Genomic DNA, 22,212 nt, shown 5'->3' on the forward strand with positions numbered 1-22,212 from the left:
GGCCGGGCCGGCTCTGGCGCCACCTCTCTACCGGCCGCGCAGGGACTCGATCTCGCGGCGCTCGCGCTTCGTCGGCCGACCCGCGCCGCGGTCGCGGATGCCGACCACGGCCGCCTCGACGGGGGTGGGCGGCGGCGGGCTCTTGTCGATGTAGCACTCGGCGGCCACCGGCGCGCCGACCCGCTTGGCCACCGGCCTGCGCACCACCACGATCCGCTCGCGGCCCGCGTGGAAGAGCCGGATCTCGTCGCCCTCGCGCACGGCCTGGGCGGGTTTGGCGCGTTCGCCGTTGACCTTCACATGACCCGCGCGGCAGGCCGTCGCCGCGATCGAGCGGGTCTTGGTCAGGCGCACCGACCAGATCCACGCGTCCACCCGGACCGTTCCCGTCACCTCATCAGCCATGTCCCGACCCTACCGAGACGGGCGGCCCGACGCGGAACGACTTTCGGCGGATACCACAACACCCTGGCAAGTGCCACGTACAACCAGCCGAGGGAATTGCAGATGCGCCGACGGTGCCCCTACCTTGTCGCACATGCAGTCCTACACCATCGGACAGGCCGCGCGTCTGCTGGGCGTCAGCCCGGACACGGCGCGCCGCTGGGCCGACGCCGGCCGGGTCGCGACCCATCGTGACGAGGGCGGACGCCGGCTGATCGACGGCCGCGCCCTGGCCGCCTTCTCCGTCGAGGTGGGCCAAGGCGCCCACAGCGACGAGGAGGAGCCGTACACCTCGGCGCGCAACGCCTTCCCGGGCATCGTCACGGCCGTCACGCTCGGCGACGTGGCCGCCCAGGTGGAGATCCAGGCCGGCCCACACCGCCTGGTGTCGCTGCTCACCCGTGAGGCCGTCGAAGAGCTCGGCCTGGCGGTCGGCATGCAGGCCACCGCCCGCGTGAAGTCCACCAGCGTGCACGTGGACCGCGCCTGACCACGGTCGCGACCCCCGCCCACACCACCGAACGTCCCCACCCGCTCCGCCCGTCCCCGGCGCGGGTCACCACCGCGCGGCCCCGGCACCCGAGCCGGCCGCCGACCCGACCGAGGAGCACCCGCTCATGTCCCCGACCCTGACCCGCCGCCGCGCCGCTGCCGCCGCCCTGACGGCCGCCCTCCTGGTGCCGGCCCTCGCCGCCTGTGGCGCCGACAAGAAGAGCGACGCGACGGCCTCGCCGAGCGCCTCGTCCGGCGCGTCCGCCTCCGCCGAGACCAAGGCGGCGAACCTCACCGTCCTCGCCGCGTCCTCGCTCACCGACGTCTTCAAGACGGCGGGCACCGCGTACGAGAAGGCGCACCCCGGTACGAAGGTGACCTTCTCCTTCGCCGGGTCGCAGGAGCTCGCCGCGCAGGTCAAGCAGGGCGCCCCGGCCGACGCGCTGGTCACCGCCGACACCAAGACGATGGACGGCCTCAAGGCCGAGACGAACGACGCGACGGTCATCGCGAAGAACCGCCTGGTCATCGCCGCCGGCAAGGGCAACCCGTTCAAGATCGACGAGCTGAAGGACCTCGCGGACAACAAGCTCAAGGTCGTACTCGCCGCGCCCGAGGTACCGGTCGGCCGGTACAGCAAGCAGATCCTGGACGCGCAGAAGATCGAGGTGAAGCCGGTATCCCAGGAGGCCAACGTCCGCGCCGTGCTGAGCAAGGTCGAGCTGGGCGAGGCCGATGCCGGTCTCGTCTACAAGACGGACTCCGCCAAGTCGGGTGACAAGGTCGTCACGGTGGACATCCCGGACGACCAGAACGCGGTCGCCTCCTACCCCGCCGCCGCGATCAAGCAGTCCAAGAACGGCGAAGCCGCCGCCGCCTTCGTGGCCTGGCTGAGCTCGCCCGAGGCGCAGAAGATCCTTCAGGACGCCGGCTTCCAGAAGCCGTAACGGCGCGCGCGGCCGAACGCGGCGGGAGGGACTGCCCGGTCCGGGGGGACGGGCAGTCCCTCCCGCCGTTGCCGCGCCACCCGCGCGCGGACGCCCGTACAGGCCCTACCCTTCCCCTTCCGGAACGCCGCCCGGCAGACATCGCGACCCGGCCCCGCCGGGAGCCCCAGCCAGGAACCGCCTCATGAGCAGAATCCGTACCCGCGTCCGGCCGCCCGCGGCCCTGGCGCTGCCCGCGCTCCTCGCCGTGGCGTTCCTGCTGTTGCCGCTCGTCGGCATCCTGACCCGCACCCAGTGGGGCGAGTTGGGTACCCATCTGGGCAGCCCCGGCGTGGAGGAGGCGCTCAAGCTGTCACTGCTCGTCTCCTTCTGGGCGCTCGGGCTCTCGCTCCTCCTCGGTGTGCCGCTCGCCTGGCTGCTGGCCCGCGTGGACTTCAAGGGAAAGGCGTTCGTACGGTCCCTCGTGCTGCTCCCGATGGTGCTGCCGCCCACCGTCGGCGGCGTGGCACTGCTGTTGGGCTTCGGCCGTCGGGGGCTGCTCGGGCCGTGGCTGGAGGGCACATTCGGCATCACGCTGCCGTTCCACACCTCGGGCGCCGTCGTCGCCGCCACCTTCGTCGCGATGCCCTTCCTCGTCATCAGCCTGGAGGGCGCGCTCGGCGGTCTGAAACGCAGCTACGAGGAGACCGCCGCCTCCCTGGGCGCCACGCCGGTACGGGTGTTCTTCACCGTGACGCTGCCCATGGTGGCGCCCGGCCTGATCGCGGGCGCGGCGCTCACCTGGGCCCGGGCGCTCGGCGAGTTCGGCGCCACCATCACCTTCGCCGGGAACCTGCCCGGCACCACCCAGACGCTGCCGCTCCAGGTGTACCTGCTGCTCCAGGACAGCCCCGAGGCGGCCACCTCCGTGTCGCTGCTGCTGCTCGCGATCGCGATGGGGGTGCTGATCGCACTGCGCGGTCGCTGGACCGGCACCCCGGGCGCGGGTACCTCCACCAAGGGTGCCACCACCATCGCCGGGGAGGTCACCGAACCCCTCCCCGCCCCCGTCCCGGTCACTCCGGCCACCGCGCACCGGGACGGGGACGGGGGGCCGGACGAGGGCCGATGGCCGCTGCACGCCGAGGTCACCGGCTTCAACCGGCTGACCCTGGACGCCGGGCCCGGCACCACGATCGCCGTCGTCGGCGAGAACGGCGCCGGCAAGACCACCCTGTTGCGCGCCCTGCTCGGGCTGACCCCGCGCGCCCACGCGACCCTGCGGCTCGGCGACACCGACGTCACCGACCTGCCCCCGCACCGGCGGCAGGTCGCCTGGGTCCCGCAGGACGGCGCGCTGTTCCCGCACCTGAGCGCCCTCGCCAACACGGCGTACGGGCTGCGCGCCCGCCGGGTGCCGCGCGCGGCGGCCCGCGCGCAGGCGCAGGAGTGGCTGGACCGGCTCGGCGTGGGCCATCTGGCCCGGCGCAAGCCCGCGCAACTGTCCGGCGGGCAGGCGCAGCGCGTGGCGCTGGCCCGGGCGCTCGCGGCGCGGCCCCGGCTGCTTCTGCTCGACGAGCCGCTCGCGGCCCTCGACCAGACGACGCGGGCGCGCGTCCGGCACACCCTGCGCACCCACCTGGCCGGCTTCGGCGGTGTCTGCCTGATCGTCACGCACGATCCGGTCGAGGCGGTGTCGCTGGCCGACCGGGTCCTCGTGCTCGCCGACGGGCAGACCCTCCAGGACGCCCCGCCCGCCGAGGTCACCCGGCATCCGCGCTCCCCGTGGGTGGCCCGCATGCTGGGCCGCAACGCCTGGCCGGGCACCGCCACCGCGGAGGGGCTGAAACTCGCCGGAGGGGGGCGGCTGGTGGTGCCCGAGGCGCTGCCCGAGGGGTCGGAGGCGCTGGCGATCATCGCCCCGGAGGCGGTGTCCGTGCACCGGACGCGACCGGACGGCAGTCCGCGCAACGTGTGGCCCGGCACCGTACGGGAGGTCACCGCGGTCGGCAGCCGGCTGCGCGTGCTCGTCGCCTCCGCCGAGGCGCCCGACCTCGTCGCGGAGATCACCCCGGAGGCGGCGGCCGAGCTCGGCGTGGTCGACGGCGCCGAGGTGTGGACCAGTGTCAAGGCCACCGAGGTGACCCTCGTGCGGCTCTGACCGGATGTCAGGCGCCGGGCCGTACCGAGAGCCAGTCCCCGGCGGCGAAGGCGTCGACGCCGATCAGGGTCCGCTCGGCGCGGGCCGCCGAGACCGACAGGACCCCCTCGGAGCGGCCGGCGGCGAAGCGGGGCGCGTCGAGGGTCAGCAGCGCCGCGCGTTTCCCCGTGGTGCGGCGGAACTCGGCGAGCAGCCCCTCCAGCAGGGCGGCCTCCTTGCGGTCGACGCTCTGGGGCGCATGGCGTTCCACGACGGCCACCGCGCCCGTGTCCGGCTCGCGGGCGGCGGTCGCCAACGCCGCGCGCACCGCCCTCATCCGTGCCAGCCCGGCGCCCGCGTCCAGTGTGCGGTGGCCGCTGTCGAGCGTCAGGAACCGTACCCCCCGGTGCACGTCTCCGGGGCGGGACCGGCCGCCGCCGAGCACGAAGTCGACGCCCGGTGGTGGTGCCTGCCCGGCCGGGACCACCGCGAACCGCCAGGGCCGCGCCGCCACCCGGGCGGCGGTTCCCACGACGGGGTCGGTGGCCGCCGGCGTGGCGGGGGCCGGACCGGTCGGCGGGGTCGCGGCCGTCAGGGTGTCCAACAGCAGCCGGCCGGGCCGGGTCCCGGGCGCCGCCGAGAGCCGGGTCACGCGCAGCGGCGGCTGCGCCCCCTTCGGCAGCGGGAAGCTGACCCGGCGCCGCCCCGACCAGGTCACGGCGGGTCCGCGCAGGGCGACGGCGGTCCCGTCGGCGTCGGCCAGGTACACGGTGGGGCGGGCTCCGGAGCCGTCCCCCGTCACCCACAGGGACACCGAACGGGCGAGCTCCGGCACGGGGACCGGGCCCGGCGGGGTGGCGGACGCCGGGCCGCGGGCGGGTGTCAGGGCCAGCGCGCCGGGGGCCGCCGCCGCGCCCGGCCCGGTCCAGCGGGCGGTGTCGTCCGGGGTGGTGAGCGGCAACTCCTCCAGGCCCACTCCGAGGGCGAGTTCGGCGGTGGCCCCGGTGGCCGGGACGGTGATGCCCAGCCGCCCGGTGGCGTGCGGGACCCGGGCGCTCACGCGGAAGGCGCCCCGGCCGTCGTCGGTGACGCTCCAGCGGGAGCGGTCGAACCGGAGCGTCACGTCCCGGGGTTCGATCGGCGCGGCCGCGCCTTGGGCGTCGTAGCCGGTCAGCCCGAACCCGGCGGCCTCGGCGGTCCCGGTGAGGCCGATCCGGTCGCTGGTGGGCCGGATCCGGGTCGGGGGGCCGAGGACGTCGAGGCGCAGCGCGCCGGCGGCCGGGCCGCGCCGGGCCGTGACGGTGGCGGGACCGGGCCGCAGCGCGTGGAAGACCCCGTCCGGGTCGACACGGCCGCCGGTGGCGGACCATCGCGGGGCGCCGGGGGCGGGGCCGAGCGCGGAGTCGTGGCCGGTGGCGTGGAGCGTGCGGGTGAGGCCGGAGAAGGCGCGGGCCGGGCCGGTCAGGGGCTCGACGCGGTACCCGGCGAGCCGGCCCGAGCCGGCGGGGACGGTGAGGACCAGGCCGTTGGGGACGGGGCGGAGCGTGCCGTCCGACGGGGAGTTCTCGACGGTGAGCGCGGTGGCCCCGCTCCGTCCGGCGAGCAGCGTCGAGGAACCGCCGCCGTCCAGGTTGAGGGCGTCGAACGCGCCCAGTCTGTGCATCATCCGGCCGAGCCCGGTCAGGGTGAGGCCGCCGCTGTCGCGTTGCCGGCCGTCGACGGTGACCAGGTGCAGCCGTCGCCCGTCCGGCGCGAGGCCGACGGCGGTGCGCGGGGCGGCGGCGTTGTTGCGTTCCCCGTCGTGGTCCTGCGGAATTCCGGCCAGGACCAGCGGTTCCCGGCCGCCCAAGGCCGTTACGGGGGCGGGTCCGGCGGAGGCGGCGACCGGGCGGGCCGTCACGGCGACCGGGTCCCCGGACCGCAGGGCCGCGAGTTCGGCGGCGGCGGTCCCGGTGGCGACGAGCAGGGTCGTGCCGGGGGCGGGGCGGCCCGGCGGCTGCCGGGCGGGGCCGGTCGCCCGGCCGTCGCGGAGTTCCACGGCCCGCGTGGCCGCGGCGGGCAGGGCGGTACCGGCCCAGTCCTCCGTGTAGAGGGCGAAGCCGTCGGCGGGCGGCCGGGCGGCGTTGTAGCCGGCCAGGGGCCGGACCGCGCCGCCCGGCAGGGTCACGGTCCCGGCGAGGCCGAGGCGCAGCAGCCGGCCGTCGCCCTCGGTGCCGAAGCCGATGGCCACGCCGCCGCCGGGGCCGGGCGAGGCGGAGTGCAGGAGCCGTCCCGCGCGCAGCCCGGGGCCGAGGGGGGCCCTGGTGGCCCGGATGTCGAAGAAGTCGCCGTTGACCGCGCCGACGATCCGCCGCCCGGGCCCGACCGGATGCCGGGCGGCGGCTTCGGCGAGGGTCTCGGGGTGCGCCGGGTTCCGTCCGGGGCCGCCGAGGTACTCGGCCCGTACGCCGTCGGGTCCGCCGAGGTCCGCGACGAGTTCGTCGATCCGCAGCCACCGGTCGGCCTGGAGGCGGTCGTAGGACTCCAGGCCGACTCCGGGGGCGATCTGCCGGGAGGTACGGGCGGTCTCGATGGCCTCGTCGTCGGCGGCCCGCGCGGGGGGCGCGATGAGTGCGGTGCACAGCAGGGAGGCGAGGAGGGAGGTGAGCAGGGGGACGAGCCGGGGGACGACCGGGGCGGTCGGGAAGGCGGGGTGGGACAGGCGGAAGGGACCCGGGAGGCAAGCGCGGAGCAGCGGACGTCGGTTCGACACACCGGCAGCATCGAACGGGAGACCGGTCGACGAGCGCGTGTTCCCCGTGCCACGCCCGCGGTTTCAGCCATTCGCCCCTCCCGGGGCGGGGCCACCCGTGGGGGAGGCGCGGGCCGGGGGCACCGCCTGCCCCCACCCCGGCGCCGACCCCGCCCTCCGGACCCTGCACCGCGGCCCCGGGCCACCCGTGGGGCGCCCGAGCCCGGTGTGGTGCCGAGCCCGGCAGCGCGCCGAGCCGGCGCTCGCCAAAGTCCGGCACCGCAACAGGCGCCCGGCGGCTCCGCGCTCCGGCCGGTCCCCTCAACCGGACGGCGGTGGAACCTCGAACTCGCACCACACGCATTTCCCGGCGCCCCTGGGTTCCACCCCCCAGCCGTCCGCCAACCCCTCCACCAGCAGCAGGCCGCGCCCCGACATCGCCCACTCCCCCGCCTCCCGGCGGTGTGGCAGGGCGCTGCTGGAGTCCTCCACCTCGACCCTGATCCGCCCCTGCGCGGTCTGGCGCATGCCGACGTTGCCGCCGCCGTCGGTGTGGACCAGGGCGTTGGTCATCAGCTCGTCGGCGGCGAGCACGATCTCGTCCGCGCGGGCCCGGGCGCCCCACGCCTGCGCCGCCGCGCGGATCAGGTGCCGGGCGTGGGCCGGGGCCGCCGGATCGCCCGGGTCGAGCCGGTGGTGCAGCGGACCGCCGCCGCGCGGGGCGGGCGTACCGCGACGGCGCAGCAGGAGCAGCGCCATGTCGTCGCCGCCGCCCGCGTCGCCGATGAGCTCGCAGAGCACGTCGGCGAGTTCCTCGACGTCCGTCGGACCGGCACGGACCGCGTCCATCAGCTCGCGCATGCCCGTCTCGGAGTCCCCTCCGGGCCGCTCGATCAGGCCGTCCGTGCACAGCACCAGCGTGTCGCCCGGGTGCAGGTCGAGGGCGGTGACGGGGTACCCGGTGCCCGACCCGGGCAGGGCGCCGGCGCCCTCGGGCGGACGCAGCCCGAGCGGGAGGCCGCCCGCCGCCTGGACCCGGTGGGCGCTGCCGTCGCCGCGCCGCAGGACCGGGTCCAGGTGACCGGCGCGGACCATGCGCACGGTCCCGGTGTTGAGGTCCACCTCGGCGTAGGTGCAGGTGGCGAAGCGTTCCGTCTCCAGCTCGCGCAGGAACGCCGAGGCCCGGGCCATCGCGGTGCCGGGCGTGTGCCCCTCGGCGACGTAGGCGCGCAGCGCGATGCGGAGTTGGCCCATGACGGCCGCCGCGTCCGTGTCGTGCCCCTCCACGTCGCCGATCATCACCCCGACCCGGCCGTCGCCGAGGGGGATGACGTCGTACCAGTCACCGCCGATGTCCCGACCCACCCTGGCGGCCCGGTAGCGGACGGCGATGCGGACCCCGGCGACCTCCGGGATCCGGCGCGGCAGCATGGCCCGCTGGAGCCCTTCGGCGAGGTCGTGCTCCTGTTCGAAGAGGATGGCCCGCTGGAGGCTCTGCGCGATGCCGCTGCCCAGTGCCATCAGGACGTTGCGTTCCTCGGCGGTGAAGTCCCCGGCGCGGGTGTAGAGGAGTCCGAGCGCGCCGATGGCCCGGCCCTGGGCGATGAGCGGCAGATAGACGCCGCTGCACACTTCGAGCGGCTCGATGTAGGGCCACAGCAGCGGGTAGCGCTCCCGGAAGTCGTCGCGCGAGGCGATGAAGACCGGGCTGAGGCCCCGGACGGCCTCGCTCATCGGGAAGCGCGCGTCGATGCGGGTGTACTCGATCTCGGGGACGTACGAACCCAGCCGGCCCTCCGCGACCAGGTGGATCCGGCCCCCGTCGACGACGCCGAGCATGACGCTGACCGCCCCGAGGTGTCCGAGCGCCTCGGGGTCCTTGAGGACGTCGGTGACGTCGTTGACGGTGCGGGCGTGCGCGAGGATCGCGGTGGTGCGTTCGACGACACCGGTCATCCGGCGCCGGCCTTCGTCGTGCGCCCCGTCCGCCCCCGGCTCGCCCGGGTCGTGGGCGGCGTCGCGCAGGATGCCGATGATCCGGTAGGGGCGGCCCCGCGGGTCGCGCAGGATGTGCCCCTGGATGTGGGTCCAGCCGGCGCTGCCGTCACGTCGCCGGCTGCGGAAGTAGGCGCCGTAGTGGCTGCGGCCCTCCTTGAGGGCCTGCGCGACGCGCGCGTCGACGCGCGCTTCCTCGCCGGACACCAGGCGGGCGCGCAGTCCGTCGGGGGTGCCGTTGAACTCGTCGGGGCGCAGGTCGAGCACCTCGAGGGCGGTCGGGTCGAGGTGCATCTGCCCGCTGTCGAGGTCCCAGTCGAACGTGCCCATGCGGTTCAGCGCGAGGCTGGTGTCCGGCCGCGCGGGCCAGTCGACTTCGGGGGCCGTCTCTCCCCGCTGGTCCATACAGCCAGCGTCTCACGTGTGACCGGACGTCGCCGGTGCGGAAGGGTCGGCCAGGTCGGCAAGGTCCGAGGCGTCGGCCGAGGGCGGTGCGGGATGCGCGGGCTCCGCCGGTGCGGCGTGGCTGGGGGTGCCGGTGCTCGGGGTCGCCGAGCTCGGGGTGGCCGAGCTCGGGGTCTGCGCACTCGCCGTGGCCGTGCTCGCCGTGGGGTGCGAGGTGTCCGGCTCCGGGCGTACCAAGCCGGGCGCGGGTGCGGAAGAGGTGCCCGGGGACTCCGGAGGGGAGGTCGGCGGCGACTCCGGTGGCGAGAGCGGGGACTCGGGGGGCGAGAGCGGGGACTCGGGTGGCGAGGCCGGCGACCCGGGAGGTGAGGTCGGCGGGGACTGCGGCGGCGAGAGCGTGGGCGGCTTCGACCCCGACGGCGGCTCCTCGACCACCGGCGGCGCCACCGTCTTGTCGTGCTTGCCCTGGTGGTCGTGCCGGTCGCGCTCGACCCAGCGCCCGTCCTGGTGGTCGTAGATCACGAACTTGTTCACGACGGTGACCGACGGCGCGATGACCACCACCCGGGAGGGCCGGTACGAGGGCCACGGCTGCCCGGTCCGCTTCGGTTCGCCGCCCTTGAGCGCCACCGGCGGCGCCAGCGGGTTCCCGCAGGCGCAGCGCACCCGGGGTACGCCCCTGTCGTCGACCAGCACAGCCGTCCCGGCCTGGAGCACGGCCTGGTAGGCGACGGCCTTGCCGTCGCGGTAGCCGTGGTTCGTGACCCGGGTGTCGACGCCCAGTTGGAGGGGCGTCAGCGAGCGCAGGTAGCCGGGGACGGAGGTGGGTGCGGCGGCGAGCGCCGAGGCGAAGGCCGCGTTCTTCGCGGGCTGGGCGGACAGCGCCTTGATCTGCTTCTCCACGTCACAACTGGCGACGTCCTTCGTTCCGCCGTAGAGCCCGGGCGCCGCCCCGCTGACGCTGCGGGTGACCGTCGTCCCGGTCGTCGCCGTGCCGGTCGCGGCGGCGCTCGGTGCCTGCGGGGACGGGCTGCGCGGGGGCGGCGTGCCCTGGTCGGCGGCGGTGGATTCGGTGAAGGGGGCGGGTCCGGTCGCGGAGGCGGGCTGGAGGAAGACCTCACCACCGGCCTTGCCCGACGGGGTGCCGCCGGGCCGGGTGAGGACGACCACGAGGGCCGCGACGGCCGCCACCGCGACGACGGCCGTGGCCAGCCGGGGTACGGAGCGCCACCACGGCCCCTTGGGCGGCGGTGCGCCCGCCCCCGAGGGGGGTCCGGCGGGAGGCCCGGAGGGGGACGAGGGCGGCGGACCGCCGTGTCGGCCGCCGCCACCCGAAAGGGGGCCCGAGGGCGGCCCGGACGGAGGAGAGCCGGACGGCGGCCGTGGGACGTTCCACGGCTGCCCGGATCGGGGTGGCCGCGGCGGTTCCTCACCCGAGGGTTGCGTGGTCACGGGCTCTTCTTCCCCTGCGGAGGCGGCCCGGGACCCCGTGGACGTTCCGCAGCTGCCGTACGGACATATCCGATTACATCCGCGTGTATCGCACTCCTGCGGACCATTGTGTGCGCCCTCCGGGTGGTGGCCGCAAGCCGGGGGTGCCACCTTTGCGGGGTGAGCAGTCCCTCGACGACGACGGCCTTCGGCGGCGCGAAGTCCTGGCGTGACGGCCTCGCGGCCGTACTGGCGGGGTTCGCGGTCATGTTCGCCGTCGCCGCGGCCGGGGCGGCCTGCGCGGGCGCCGGCGGCCTGCCGGACGGCGCCTACCCGCGCGTGGTCGCCGCCGTGGTCGTGTTGGCGGCCGGCGGATCCGTCGACGCCTCCGGCGGGGCCGGCTCCTTGGCCGGGGCCACGCTGGAGCTCTCCGTGCTGCCGCTGTCGGTGGGCCTGGCCGGGGCGCTGACCGCGGGCTGCGCCTTCCTGCGGCCCCTGCGCGGCCGGGCGGTGGCCGGCCCGCGCGAACTACTGGGCAGAGCCGTCCCCTTGACCGCGCTCTGGCTGCTCGCCCTGCTGGGGACCGGCCTCGCGGCCCGGCAGACCTTCGCCCTCGCCCCCGGCGACTCGCTGCTCTCGGACATCGGCGAACTGACCGGCTCCAGCCCGACGGTGGGCTTCGCGGCCGACCTGCCGGCGACCCTGCTCGGCGGACTGGCCTGGATCGTCGGCCTGTTGGTCGTGTCCCTGCTGGTGTCGCGGCGCGCTCCGCTGCCGACCGCACTGGTCCGCTTCCACACGGCGGTGCGCCCGGTCGCCTTCGCCACCCTGGTGCTGCTCCTCGCGTACGTCGCGCTAGGGGTCGTCGTCGGACTCGTGGTGGCGGCCACCCGGGGGCATGCCGAACGCACCTTGGCGGTCGTGTTGCTGGGCCTGCCGAACCTGGCGTGGCCGGCCCTGTCGGTGGGGTTGGGCGGGGCCTGGGAGGGCAGGGTCGAGGGGCCGTTCGGGCTGCCGTTGCCGCACGCGCTGGACCAGGTACTGCGCGGTCCGGGGCGTTCCACCGTCGACGTGTCCTCCCTGGCGGAGCGGGACTCCCGCTGGTGGTGGCTGGTCGTGATCGCCGCCGTGCTGTTGTCGGGCACGGGCGTGCTGGCCGCCGTGCGCTCGCCGGCCGGGATCCGGCCCTGGCGGCACGCGCTGCACCTGGGCGTGGCACTGGCCCTGGCCGTCCTGGCGATCTGTCTGCTGGTGGGGGTGCGGGCCGGTTTCGGTCTGTCGCTCCTGGGGATCGGCGACGTGGGCGGCCTCGGCGGCAGGGTCGAACTCACCCCGGTCCTGTGGCGCACCGTCGGCCTGGCCCTGCTGTGGGGCGCGGTGGCCGGCTACGTCGGCGCCCTCGTGGCCCGTCCGTTGCGCCATCGGGGGCCGGTGGCCCGGGCGGAGCGTCCCGCGAGGCCCTGACCTGAGGGGTTGCCCCGCCCGCGCGGCGACCAACCGATGGTCCGTACGGGTGAACCGGCCCGGATCGATTCGGCGGCGAATCGATTCCGCATGCCAACCTCACCTCCGTGAACACGTTTAAAGGCCTGTTCCGGCCGCTCCATGCCGGCGGCCTGCTTGCCGTCTCCGCAGTCGCCCTGACCCTGTCCGCCGCACTCCCCATCGGAGCGACGCCCACCGGCGCCCGCTACCTCGCCGGTCCCGTCGGGGTGCGGGACGCGACACCCCGGGAGATCTCGGCCAGCGCGGTCTACTGCCCCGACGGCATGCTCGTGCAGTCCGGCGGCTACTCGCTGGAGAACGGCAACTCCGGGCCCGTGCTGGCCAGTCACCCGGTAGCCGGACCGGACGGCCGCAAGGGCTGGTACGCCTCCGCCGCGCACGCCGACGTCAGGGCGTACGTGCTCTGCCGCTCCGCCCTCGTCTCCGACTCCTGACCGCTGTCCCTACGCCGCGTCTCTCCCCGATCCGCCGCGACGCACCCCGATCCGCCTCACGCACCGCCGCCGCGCGCCCGGAACACCGGCATCGCCCAACGCGGCGGTGGCGGTGCGGGACCCCGGTCGGCGGCGGACCCGAGGGCGTCCGCGAGCCGGGTCGCCGGGCGTGCGGAGGCCGCCGTCTCCCCCGCCGGCCCCATCGCCTCCCCCGCCCGCCGCAGCGCCCCCGTGAACTCCAGGCAGTCGCGCCAGCGTTGCTCCGGCGACTTGGCCAGCGCCTTGCCCAACACCTCGTCGACGGCCGGCGGAAGGTCGGGCCGCAGCGAGGTCACCGGAGGCGGCTGATCGAACTGGTGAGCCCAGAGCAGGGCCATGTCGTCGTCACGCCGGAACGGCGGGACACCCGTCAGCATCTCCTGCACGACGCATCCCAGGGCGTACACGTCGCAGCGCCCGTCGACCGGCTTGCCGGAGATCTGCTCCGGCGCGACGTAGTCGAGGGTCCCCACGAACTGTCCGACGCTGGTGAACCCGGTCAGCGACAGCGACTTCTTCGTCAACCCGAAGTCGGTCAGGTACACGTGCTCGGGGTGGTCGCTGTCGGTGCCCTCCGCCACCAGGATGTTGCCCGGCTTGACGTCCCGGTGGACCAGGTCGTGGGCGTGGGCCGCGTCCAGCGCGGACGCCACCTGCGCCGCGATGCGCGCCGCCGTACGGACGGGCAGCGGGCCCGTCCGGTCCAGCAGGGCCCGTAGGTCCTGCCCGGCGACGTAGCGCATCGCGATGTACAGCAGACCGTCCGTCTCGCCCGCCTCGAAGACGGGCACGATGTGGGGGTGGTCGATGGCGGCGGCCACCTTCGACTCGTGGGCGAACCGCTGCCTGAACGTGTCGTTGCGGGCGAGTTCGGGCGCGAGCAGCTTCAACGCCACCGTCCGGTCCAGCCGCAGGTCCAAGGCCCGGTAGACGACCGCCATCCCGCCGCGCCCGATCTCGCTCTCCACCTGATACCCGGCGATCCGCTTGCCGCGCAGGTCGGAGGCCCGACCGCCGAGCGGTTCGACGGACATCACCGCTCGCCGCTCTCCGGGAACTCCACGACCAGGGTCGACTCGTGTCCGGCGTCGTCCGGCGCGCCCTCGTCCGGCGCGGGCGCTCCCGCGTCGTCCGGCGCACCGGATCGCGACCCATCGGGCGGCCGCGGCCCGGCCGCGGAGCCCGGCCCGGAGACTACGGCGTAGGTCGCGGCCGGACCGCCTGCGCCGTACAGCCACCGCCCGGCCGCCTCGTCGTAGAGCCACACCGACTCCCCGTCGATCACCACGCCCGCCCGCAGTCCCCGCGTGCCCCTGCGGAAGCCCTCGGTGTCCACGCGCCCGGCGGCGAGTTGGTCCGCCGCCCGTCGGTAGCGCTCCAACACGTCGGCGCTGCGGGCGAGCAGCGGGGTGGGGTCCTCGCTGCGCGCGAGGGGCCGCCCGCCCGTCGGCGGCGGCTGCGGCACCGCCACCAGCAGGCGGCCGTCCACCCACGCGGACCATCCGTTGGCGCACAGGATCTCGCCCCACTCGCCCTGCCGGGACAGCAGTTGCACGGGCAGGAACGGGTCCAGGGCGGCGGTCGGCCGGGACACGTCCGGCGCTTCCCAGGCGGGCAGTCCCTCCTGCGGTACGACGTGCGTGGGCCGGAAGTCCGCGGTGTTGCCAGGGCTCGTCATCGAGGTCACCGGGCTACTTCCGCATGATGGCGGGTTCGTGCCGGCGCAGCAGCCGGGAGACCAGCACACCGAACAGCACGGACAGCGCGACGAGCATCCCGATGTCGAGCAGCCACACCCCGGCGGAGTGGGCGAACAGCGGGTCGTCGGTGACCTTGCCGGGGACGATCGCGCCGAGGTCGATGGTGGCGGCCATGGCGCCGAGCGCCCAGCGCGAGGGAACCAGCCAGGCCAGTTGCCCGATAACCGGCACGCCGCTCAGCCGGAGCAGGGCGCCGCAGAAGACCACCTGCACGATGGCGAGGAGGACCAACAGCGGCATGGTGACCTCCTCCTTCCGGACCAACGCGGAGACGAGCAGGCCGAGCATCATCGCGGTGAAGGACAACAGGGCGACGGCGATCGTGATCTCCACGAGCGGAGGCAGGAGCACCCCCTTGCCGCCGGGGGCGTTGAGTCTCACGCCGAGGAGCGCCACCAGGGTCAACACCACGGCCTGCGCGACGGTGACCGTGCCCAGGACCACCACTTTCGACATCAGGTAGGCGGAGCGCGACAGCCCGACGGCCCGCTCGCGCTGGTAGATGGTCCGCTCCTTGACCAGTTCGCGTACCGCGTTCGCCGCACCGGTGAGGACGCCGCCCACGCACAGGATGAGGAGGGCGTTGACGGCCGTCTCCTGCGTGAGGGAGCCGGCGGCCAGCGCGCGGGCCATCGCGCCCATCACGAAGGGCAGCGCGACCATGATGGCGAGGAAGGTGCGGTCGGCGCCGAGCGCGGCGGCGTAGCGCCGGACGAGCGTCGACAGTTGCGCTCCCCAGCTCTGCGCCTTCGGCGGCGCGGTGACGAAGCCGGCCGGTCCGGCGGCGCCGCCGGCCGCCGCGGGTTGCCGGCCCGGTCCTCGGACGTAGGTCCGGTACAGGGTCGAGGCGTGGTACTCGGCCGCCCAGTCCCGGTCCTGCTGGTTCTCGAAGGCTTCGAACGCCTCCGGCCATTCGGCGAAGCCGAAGAAACCGAGGGTTTCCCCGGGCGGCCCGTAGTAGGCGACGCGTCCGCCCGGGGCGAGGACCAGCAGCCGGTCGCACACGTCCAGGCTGAGCACGCTGTGGGTGACCACGATCACCGTTCGGCCGTCGTCGGCGAGGCCGCGCAGCATGTGCATCACGGAGCGGTCCATGCCGGGATCGAGTCCGGAGGTCGGTTCGTCGAGGAAGAGCAGGGAGGGCTTCGTCAGCAGTTCCAGCGCGACGGAGACCCTCTTGCGCTGGCCGCCGGAGAGGCTGTGGATGGTCTGGTCGGCGCGCTGCGCGAGTCCGAGTTCCCGGATGACCTCGTCGACCCGGGCCTGCCGCTCGGCTTTCGCGGTGTCCTGCGGGAAGCGCAGTTCGGCGGCGTAGGTCAGGGCCCGGCGCACGGTGAGCTGGGCGTGCAGGATGTCGTCCTGGGGGACGAGGCCGATGCGGCTGCGCAGTTCGGCGTAGTCGCGGTAGAGGTCGCGTCCGTCGTAGAGGACGGTGCCCCGGTCGGCGGGGCGCAGCCCGGTGAGCGCGCCGAGCAGGGTGGATTTGCCGGCGCCGCTGGGGCCGACGACCGCGAGCAGGCACTTGGCGCCGACGGGGAAGGAGACGTGGTCGAGGAGGACCTTGCGGCCGTGGTCGACGGTGACGGCGAGGTCCTGGACGTCGAGGGAGATCTCACCGGTGTCGACGTACTCCTGGAGTTGGTCGCCGACCAGGCAGAAGGCGGTGTGTCCGATGCCGACGATGTCCCCCTCGGCGACGGGGGCCCGCTCGACGCGGGAGCCGTTGAGGTAGGTGCCGTTGTGGCTGCCGACGTCGACGATCTCGTGGCTGTCGTCGGGCAGGGCGCGCAGTTCGGCGTGGCGGCGGGAGACGACGAGGTCGTCGACGACGAGGTCGTTGTCGGGGGCCCGGCCGATGCGGACGGTCCGGGCGGGCAGCCGTCGTACGGAGGCCGGCCGGTGGAAGGTGCCGGACAGGGCGGGGTTCGCGACGGAGGACGGGCGGGCGGGGGTGCGCTCGGGCGCGGGGCCGAGGAGGACGGCGCGGGGGCCGTCCTCGGCGCTGCCGAAGCGCAGTTCGCTGCCGGGGCCGACGCTCCATTCGCGGATGCGGTGGCCGTCGGCCCAGGTGCCGTTGGTGCTGCCCTCGTCCTCGACCGTCCAGTGGTCGCCCTCGGGGCGCAGGATCGCGTGGTGCCAGGAGACGCGGGCGTCGTCCAGACAGATCTCGCAGAGGGGGTCGCGCCCGACGTGGTACGTCCGGCCCGGGCTGATGGGGGTGGAGCCCCGGGCGGTCTCCAGCACGAGTTCGGGTGCGGCCGGCGCACCGGGTCGCTGGACCATGGACAGATTTTCCCACGATCCGGGCGGCGCGGCATAACACCTGGTCAGCGGGGTGTTATGGGTAATGACAACGGTCCCCGTTGCAGCCTTTGCCGATGCGCGCGACGTGCGCTTGACTTCAGGCGTCGGAACCGAACAAACGGGGGACGCCATGACCGGGCACGACCACGGGCACGACCACCGGCGCGCCGGGGATACCGGGCACTCCGGGGATTCCGGGCACGGTGGGCACGCCGGGCACAGCCACGGGGTGGCCGCGGACGCCGACCGGCGCTGGCTGGCCATCGCCCTCGGCCTGATCGGCGGCTTCATGGCCGTCGAGGTGGTCATCGGCGTCCTGGCCCAGTCGCTGGCCCTGGTCTCCGACGCCGCCCACATGTTGACCGACGCCGTCTCGATCGTCCTCGCGCTGATCGCGATGCGGCTCGCCGCCCGCCCGGCGCGCGGCGGGTTCACCTACGGCCTCAAGCGCGCGGAGATACTCTCCGCCCAGGCGAACGGGCTGACCCTGCTGCTGCTGGCGGTGTGGCTGGCGTACGAGGCGGTGCGGCGGCTGATCGATCCGCCGCCGGTGGCGGGCGGCCTGGTCCTGATCACGGCGCTGGCGGGCATCGTCGTCAATGTGGCGGCGGCCTGGTGCATCTCGAAGGCGAACCGGACCTCCCTGGTTGTGGAGGGCGCCTACCAGCACATCCTGAACGACCTGTTCGCCTTCATCGGGACCGCCGTGGCCGGTTTGATCGTGTTGACCACCGGTTTCCGCCAGGCCGACTCGATCGCCTCGCTGGTCGTGGTGGTGCTGATGGTCAAGGCGGGTTACGGCCTGGTCCGCGAGTCGGGCCGGATCCTCCTGGAGGCCGCCCCGGCGAACACGGACCCGGACGCGGTCGGCGACCGCCTCGTCGGGCACCCGCCGGTGACCGAGGTGCACGACCTGCACATCTGGACCATCACCTCCGGGCAGGCGGCGCTCTCCGCGCACGTGCTCGTGGAGCCGGCCGGCGACTGCCACGCCGTACGCCGGGACCTGGAGCGGCTGCTGGAGAAGGAGTACGGGATCACCCACACGACCCTCCAGGTGGACCACGTCCAGGAGGCCCTGCTGTCGGTCGGCCGCGCCGGGGAGGACGGGCAGGGGCCCGATCCGCACTGCGCGGGCGCGCACGGGCCGGTCCACCGTGAGGGCCCGCACGATCACTGACGGAACGCGCGGCGGGGCATACATGGCCCCATGACGCAAAAGCGCAGCGCCGGGCTGCTCCTGTTCCGCGAGGCGGGGACCGCTGCCGACACCGGGGCCGAGGACGCGGTCGAGGGCGGGGGCGGGGCCACGGCGGAGGCCGGGGTCGAGGTATTGCTGGGCCATCTGGGCGGACCGTTGTGGGAGCGGCGCGACGCCGGGGGGTGGGGCATCCCCAAGGGCGAGTACGGCCAGGACGAGGAACCGCTGGACGCGGCACGCCGCGAGTTCACCGAGGAGATCGGCCTGCCCCCGCCCGAGGGCCCGTACCTGCCGCTCGGCGAGGTCCGGATGACCGGCGGGAAACTGGTCACGGTCTGGGCGGTACGGGCCGACCTGGACCCGGCGCTGATGGTGCCCGGCACCTTCACCATGGAGTGGCCTCCGCACTCCGGCCGGCAGGCGGAGTTCCCGGAACTGGACCGGGTGGCCTGGTTCTCTCCCCCGGTGGCCAGAAACAAGCTCATCGCAGGTCAAGTTCCCTTCCTGGAGCGGTTGTTGCACCTATTGGAGGGGTTGGCCCGACCTTGACTTGCCAACAAACCCCACGTGCCTGGACATTGCAGATATGACGAATGTCGTGCTGGTGGGAACCCTGGACACCAAGGGTGTCGAGTACGGCTGGCTGCGCGAGAGGCTGCTGCGGGCCGGCGTCGAAGTGATCACGGTCGACACAGGAATCATGGGCGAGCCCCGGATACCCGCGCAGATACCGCGCGAGGCGGTCGCACGGGCAGCGGGGACGGAACTGTCGGAGCTACGGGCTGCCGCCGACCGGGGGGCCGCCGTCACCACCATGGCGCAGGGCGCCGAGGCGACGCTGTTACGCCTGCACGCCGAGGGCCGGCTCCACGGGGTCCTCGCGATCGGGGGCAGCGGCGGGACCTCCATCGCCACCCGGGCGATGCGCGCCCTGCCCCTGGGCGTACCGAAGCTGATGGTCTCCTCCATGGCCTCCGGCGACGTGGCCCCGTACATCGGCTCCGCGGACATCACGATGATGTACAGCGTCGTGGACATCGCGGGGATCAACAGCGTCTCCGCCCCGGTGCTCACCAACGCGGTGGAGGCGATCGCCGCCATGGCCAAGGGCCATGCCCGGGCCGGGCTGGAGCAGCGCCGACCGGCCCGGCTGGGAGCGGGTTCACGGCCGTTGGTCGCCGCGAGCATGGCGGGCGTCACCACGATCGGCGTGGACGCGGCCCGGGAGCGGCTGACCGAACTCGGCTACGAGGTGCTGGTCTTCCACGTCAGCGGCAGCGGCGGGCGCACCCTGGAGAAGCTGGCCGGTCAGGGCATCTTCGCGGGCGTCCTCGACCTCACCCTCAGCGAACTCGCCGACGACCTGTGCGGGGGCATCCTCACGGCCGGGCCCGACCGGCTCAGCGCGGCCGGGCGGGCCGGTGTCCCTCAGGTGGTGAGCCTGGGCGCGCTGGACATGGTGAAGTTCGGTCCGTTGGAGAGCCTTCCCGAACGGGTCCGCTACCGGCGGGTCCGCGTCCACAACCCGTCGATCACCGTCATCCGTACGACCGCGGCCGAATGCGCGGAACTCGGCCGCCGGGTCGCCGCCAAGCTCCGGGTGGCGACCGGGCCCACGGAGGTGTGCGTCCCACTGCGCGGACTGTCGACGCTGGGCGCCCCCGGTGGCCCGTACCATGACCCCGGCGCGGACCGGGCCCTGTTCACGGCACTGCGCGACGGATTGCGGGGCAGCGCCGCCCGGCTGCACGACTACGACACCCACATCAACGATCCGTCCTTCGGACGGGCCGCCGCCGATCGGCTGCACGCCATGATCGGCGCGGAACGCGCAGTGGCCTGACCCCTACCGCCTCACCCCTACCGCCTCGCCCCTTCCGACCGACCCGTTCCGCTTCCGCCCTACCCCGCCCGAGACACCCCGTCCGGGCGGGAACCGGCCATGGCGGAAACCGTGTCCCAGGGGGTGGCCGGCCGTACGGACCGGCGCCGGGACAGGGTGGGGCCACGGAGGGGGAACGATGAACGACGTGTGGACGGTTCCCGGGTATACGCCGGTCCGGGAGTTGGGCGCGGGCGGCAGCGGGCGGGTGGTGCTCTGCGTCCACGACGCCACCGGCACGCCGGTCGCGGTGAAGTACCTCGGCGAGCGGTTGCGCGAGGACCCGGCCTTCGTCGGGGAGTTCCGGGCGGAGGCCCGGCTCCTGGGCGGCCTGCGCTCCCCGCACGTGGTGGCGTTCTACGAGTACTGCGAGTACGCCGAGGCGCCCGGCGGCGCCGCCATCGTGATGGAACTCGTCGACGGGATCTCCCTGCGCGCCCTGCTGAAGCAGTCCGGCGGCACCGACCCGGAGGCCGCCCTGGTGCTGCTCAAGGGCTCCCTGCTGGGGCTGGCCGCCGCCCATCGGCAAGGGGTGGTGCACCGCGACTACAAGCCGGAGAACGTGCTGGTCGCGGCGGACGGCTCCTCGAAACTGGTGGACTTCGGGATCGCGGCCGGGCGCGGCTCCACCCCGGGTGTCGCGGGCACCCCGGCCTACATGGCGCCCGAGCAGTGGCAGGGTCGGCCGGCCTCGCCCGCGGCCGACGTGTACGCGGCCACGGCGACGTTCTTCGAGTGCGTGACGGGACACAAGCCGTTCCGGGGGACGAACTTCGCCGAGCTGGCGGTCCAGCACGTGGAAGGTCCGGTACCGGAGTCGCAGGCGCCGGAGCCGGTCCGCCCGCTGATCCGCCGGGGTCTGGCCAAGACGCCGGAGGAGCGGCCGGAGAACGCCGAGGCGTTCGTGGCGGAGTTGGAGCAGGTGGCGCTGGCCGGCTACGGGGCGGGCTGGGAGGAGCGCGGGCAGCGGAAGCTGGCGGCCCTGGCGGCGCTGCTGCCGCTGCTGTTCCCGTCGGCCGGGGCCACGGCGGGCGGCACCACCGCGCTCGCGACGACGGTCCTCCCCCCTGCGCCCGCCGGTTGGTCGCCGGGGCGGCGCGGCGCGCTCGCGGCGGCCGCGATGCTGGTGATCGGGGCGCTGCTGTTGTTCTCGTACGAGGCCGTCGCCGGGGAGTCCGGCGGGGCGGCGACGCTGAGCGCGTTCGCGACGTCGAGCGCGGGCCCGCCTGGCGGTGGGGGGCCTGTGCCGGTCCCGGGTGCCTCCGTGTCCGCGACACCGACGCCCTCGGCGTCGATGTCGCCGTCGCCGTCGCCTTCCACGTCCGTCTTCCCTTCGGCCTCGGCTTCGCCGTCCGCGACGCCGAGTTCGAGCCAGAGCCCGACGCCCGCGCCGACACCGACGCCCACCAAGCCGACCCCCACCGCGAAGCCGAGCCCGACCCCGACGGTCACCGTCTCCGGGGTCGAGGCCACCTTGCTGACCGGCCCGAGCACCGGACAGGTGACGGTGTCCCTCGATGTGAAGGGCGGCCCGGCGACGGTGGTACTGGAGTGGTTCCTCGGAAACGACCTCGCGGACCTGCGCGTCGCGGACGGCACGGACTCCGTGCCGGTGCGGGCCGGTACGGGGCCGGTGACCCGGGCCCACACGTTCACCCGCGGGGCGGGCTGCCATCTGAGCGTCCGCGTCACCACGACACCGTCCGCCGGGAAGCCCGTGATCGTCTCGAAGGCCATCCCCAGGTGCCAGGAGCCGCCGCGATGAACGATCCCCACCCCGCGGAGGGCGACGACTACAGCGCCACCGTCCTCGGCAGCCACTGGTTCAGCGGCCCGCCGCAGCCGCCGACCGACACCCGGCGCCGGGACGTTCCCACCCAGCGGTACGACGGCGGCCCCGCCGACAGCGGGCTGCCGGGCGGCACCCTGCGGTTCGACACCCCCCGGACCGTCCCAGGCGCCGCGCCCGACCGGGTCGACGGACCGGTGCTGCGGTTCGGCCCCGGCGTCACCACGGCGATCCCGGCGCCGTTCCCGGTGACCGTGCCTGCGGCGGCCCCGGGCCGCCGCCGGGGCCAGTGGCGTCGGTACACCCTGGCCGCCGTGGTCCTGGTAGCCGTCCTCGGCTACCTGGGCTGGCAGCGCTTCGGCCCGGCCTTCGCCGTCCGGGACGTGGCGGTGACCACCGACCCCGAGGGGCCCGGCTGCGACGCGGCCGCCGACGTGGTGGCCGTCGTACGGACCAACGGGCGCCCCGGCACCTTGACCTACCACTGGGAGCGCAGCGACGGGAAGCGATCCGAGCAGCTCACCGAACGCGTGCCGAGCGGGCGGAAGGAGGCCCGGCTGCACCTGCTGTGGACCTTCCAAGGGGTCGGCACGTACGCCGCGCGGGCCGAGCTGCGCCTCGATGCGCCGGGGCGGCGGGCCGACGCCGTCGAGTTCACCTACCGCTGTCGGGCGTAGGGCCCGGGCCCGCTCCCGGCATCCGGGTCGCGGCATCCGGCGTCCGGGTTCCGGCA

General features: G+C 74.9%; 17 protein-coding genes. 10 read left to right on the forward strand and 7 right to left on the reverse strand.

The genetic code is table 11. The features are described from left to right. Positions 1–27: 27 nt before the first annotated feature. Positions 28–405, reverse strand: a complete 378-nt coding sequence (locus ACFVXJ_RS03610) for an RNA-binding S4 domain-containing protein (protein ID WP_389657931.1) — start codon at positions 403–405, stop codon at positions 28–30. 133 nt (positions 406–538) lie between these two features. Here ACFVXJ_RS03610 and ACFVXJ_RS03615 point away from each other — a divergent pair, with 133 nt between their 5' ends. The 3 genes from ACFVXJ_RS03615 (at position 539) to ACFVXJ_RS03625 (ending at position 4,023) form a co-directional block, all read left to right on the forward strand. Next, on the forward strand, positions 539–934 hold the full coding sequence (locus ACFVXJ_RS03615) for a molybdopterin-binding protein (RefSeq protein WP_389657934.1): 396 nt from the start codon (positions 539–541) through the stop codon (positions 932–934). Between the two features lie 127 nt (positions 935–1,061). Further along, complete coding sequence (gene modA, locus ACFVXJ_RS03620; RefSeq protein ID WP_389657937.1) at positions 1,062–1,883, forward strand: molybdate ABC transporter substrate-binding protein; 822 nt, start codon at positions 1,062–1,064, stop codon at positions 1,881–1,883. Positions 1,884–2,067: 184 nt separating this feature from the next. Further along, positions 2,068–4,023 carry an ABC transporter permease gene (locus tag ACFVXJ_RS03625; protein ID WP_389657940.1) on the forward strand — a complete coding sequence of 652 codons (1,956 nt, stop codon included), beginning with the start codon at positions 2,068–2,070 and terminating at the stop codon, positions 4,021–4,023. A 7-nt stretch (positions 4,024–4,030) separates the two neighbouring features. Here the strand turns inward: ACFVXJ_RS03625 and ACFVXJ_RS03630 are convergent, their stop codons facing one another. From ACFVXJ_RS03630 to ACFVXJ_RS03640, 3 genes are all read right to left on the reverse strand, one after another. Beyond that, the gene (locus ACFVXJ_RS03630) at positions 4,031–6,754 is read right to left on the reverse strand and encodes a phosphodiester glycosidase family protein (protein WP_389657943.1); all 2,724 of its coding nucleotides are present in this window, start codon (positions 6,752–6,754) and stop codon (positions 4,031–4,033) included. 300 nt (positions 6,755–7,054) lie between these two features. Continuing rightward, a complete protein-coding gene (locus ACFVXJ_RS03635) occupies positions 7,055–9,133 on the reverse strand; it encodes a SpoIIE family protein phosphatase (protein WP_389657946.1) in 2,079 nt (692 codons plus the stop codon). Between the two features lie 12 nt (positions 9,134–9,145). Next, positions 9,146–10,324, reverse strand: coding sequence for a DUF6777 domain-containing protein (locus ACFVXJ_RS03640; RefSeq protein ID WP_389657948.1), 1,179 nt, complete (start codon positions 10,322–10,324; stop codon positions 9,146–9,148). Between the two features lie 420 nt (positions 10,325–10,744). Between ACFVXJ_RS03640 and ACFVXJ_RS03645 the strand changes: the two genes are divergently transcribed. Both ACFVXJ_RS03645 and ACFVXJ_RS03650 read left to right on the forward strand, forming a co-directional pair. Then, complete coding sequence (locus ACFVXJ_RS03645) at positions 10,745–12,028, forward strand: streptophobe family protein (RefSeq protein ID WP_389657951.1); 1,284 nt, start codon at positions 10,745–10,747, stop codon at positions 12,026–12,028. Between the two features lie 107 nt (positions 12,029–12,135). Next, positions 12,136–12,504, forward strand: coding sequence for a hypothetical protein (locus ACFVXJ_RS03650; RefSeq protein ID WP_389657954.1), 369 nt, complete (start codon positions 12,136–12,138; stop codon positions 12,502–12,504). Between the two features lie 56 nt (positions 12,505–12,560). Here ACFVXJ_RS03650 and ACFVXJ_RS03655 read toward each other — a convergent pair whose 3' ends face one another. Genes ACFVXJ_RS03655 through ACFVXJ_RS03665 form a run of 3 tightly spaced genes read right to left on the reverse strand, consistent with a single transcriptional unit; the run spans position 12,561 to position 16,586 of the window. Beyond that, a complete protein-coding gene (locus ACFVXJ_RS03655) occupies positions 12,561–13,577 on the reverse strand; it encodes a serine/threonine-protein kinase (protein WP_389657957.1) in 1,017 nt (338 codons plus the stop codon). After that, the gene (locus tag ACFVXJ_RS03660; RefSeq protein ID WP_389657960.1) at positions 13,577–14,221 is read right to left on the reverse strand and encodes a hypothetical protein; all 645 of its coding nucleotides are present in this window, start codon (positions 14,219–14,221) and stop codon (positions 13,577–13,579) included. The genes ACFVXJ_RS03655 and ACFVXJ_RS03660 overlap by 1 nt, the downstream gene beginning before the upstream one ends. Before the next feature lie 13 nt (positions 14,222–14,234). Then, positions 14,235–16,586: an FHA domain-containing protein gene (locus ACFVXJ_RS03665; RefSeq protein ID WP_389657963.1), complete on the reverse strand. Its 2,352-nt coding sequence runs from the start codon at positions 16,584–16,586 to the stop codon at positions 14,235–14,237. A 151-nt stretch (positions 16,587–16,737) separates the two neighbouring features. On the opposite strand from ACFVXJ_RS03665, the gene ACFVXJ_RS03670 reads away from it, so the two are divergent. From ACFVXJ_RS03670 to ACFVXJ_RS03690, 5 genes are all read left to right on the forward strand, one after another. Beyond that, the gene (locus ACFVXJ_RS03670) at positions 16,738–17,787 is read left to right on the forward strand and encodes a cation diffusion facilitator family transporter (RefSeq protein ID WP_389657966.1); all 1,050 of its coding nucleotides are present in this window, start codon (positions 16,738–16,740) and stop codon (positions 17,785–17,787) included. Between the two features lie 30 nt (positions 17,788–17,817). After that, positions 17,818–18,357, forward strand: a complete 540-nt coding sequence (locus ACFVXJ_RS03675) for an NUDIX domain-containing protein (RefSeq protein WP_389657969.1) — start codon at positions 17,818–17,820, stop codon at positions 18,355–18,357. Between the two features lie 37 nt (positions 18,358–18,394). Then, positions 18,395–19,651, forward strand: coding sequence for a Tm-1-like ATP-binding domain-containing protein (locus ACFVXJ_RS03680; RefSeq protein WP_389657972.1), 1,257 nt, complete (start codon positions 18,395–18,397; stop codon positions 19,649–19,651). A gap of 178 nt (positions 19,652–19,829) precedes the next feature. Further along, positions 19,830–21,455, forward strand: coding sequence for a serine/threonine-protein kinase (locus ACFVXJ_RS03685; protein WP_389657975.1), 1,626 nt, complete (start codon positions 19,830–19,832; stop codon positions 21,453–21,455). Continuing rightward, positions 21,452–22,156 carry a hypothetical protein gene (locus ACFVXJ_RS03690; RefSeq protein ID WP_389657978.1) on the forward strand — a complete coding sequence of 235 codons (705 nt, stop codon included), beginning with the start codon at positions 21,452–21,454 and terminating at the stop codon, positions 22,154–22,156. Before ACFVXJ_RS03685 ends, ACFVXJ_RS03690 begins: the two co-directional genes overlap by 4 nt. Positions 22,157–22,212: the final 56 nt, after the last annotated feature.

The organism is Streptomyces sp. NPDC058279 (assembly GCF_042881255.1).
GTDB lineage: Bacteria > Actinomycetota > Actinomycetes > Streptomycetales > Streptomycetaceae > Streptomyces.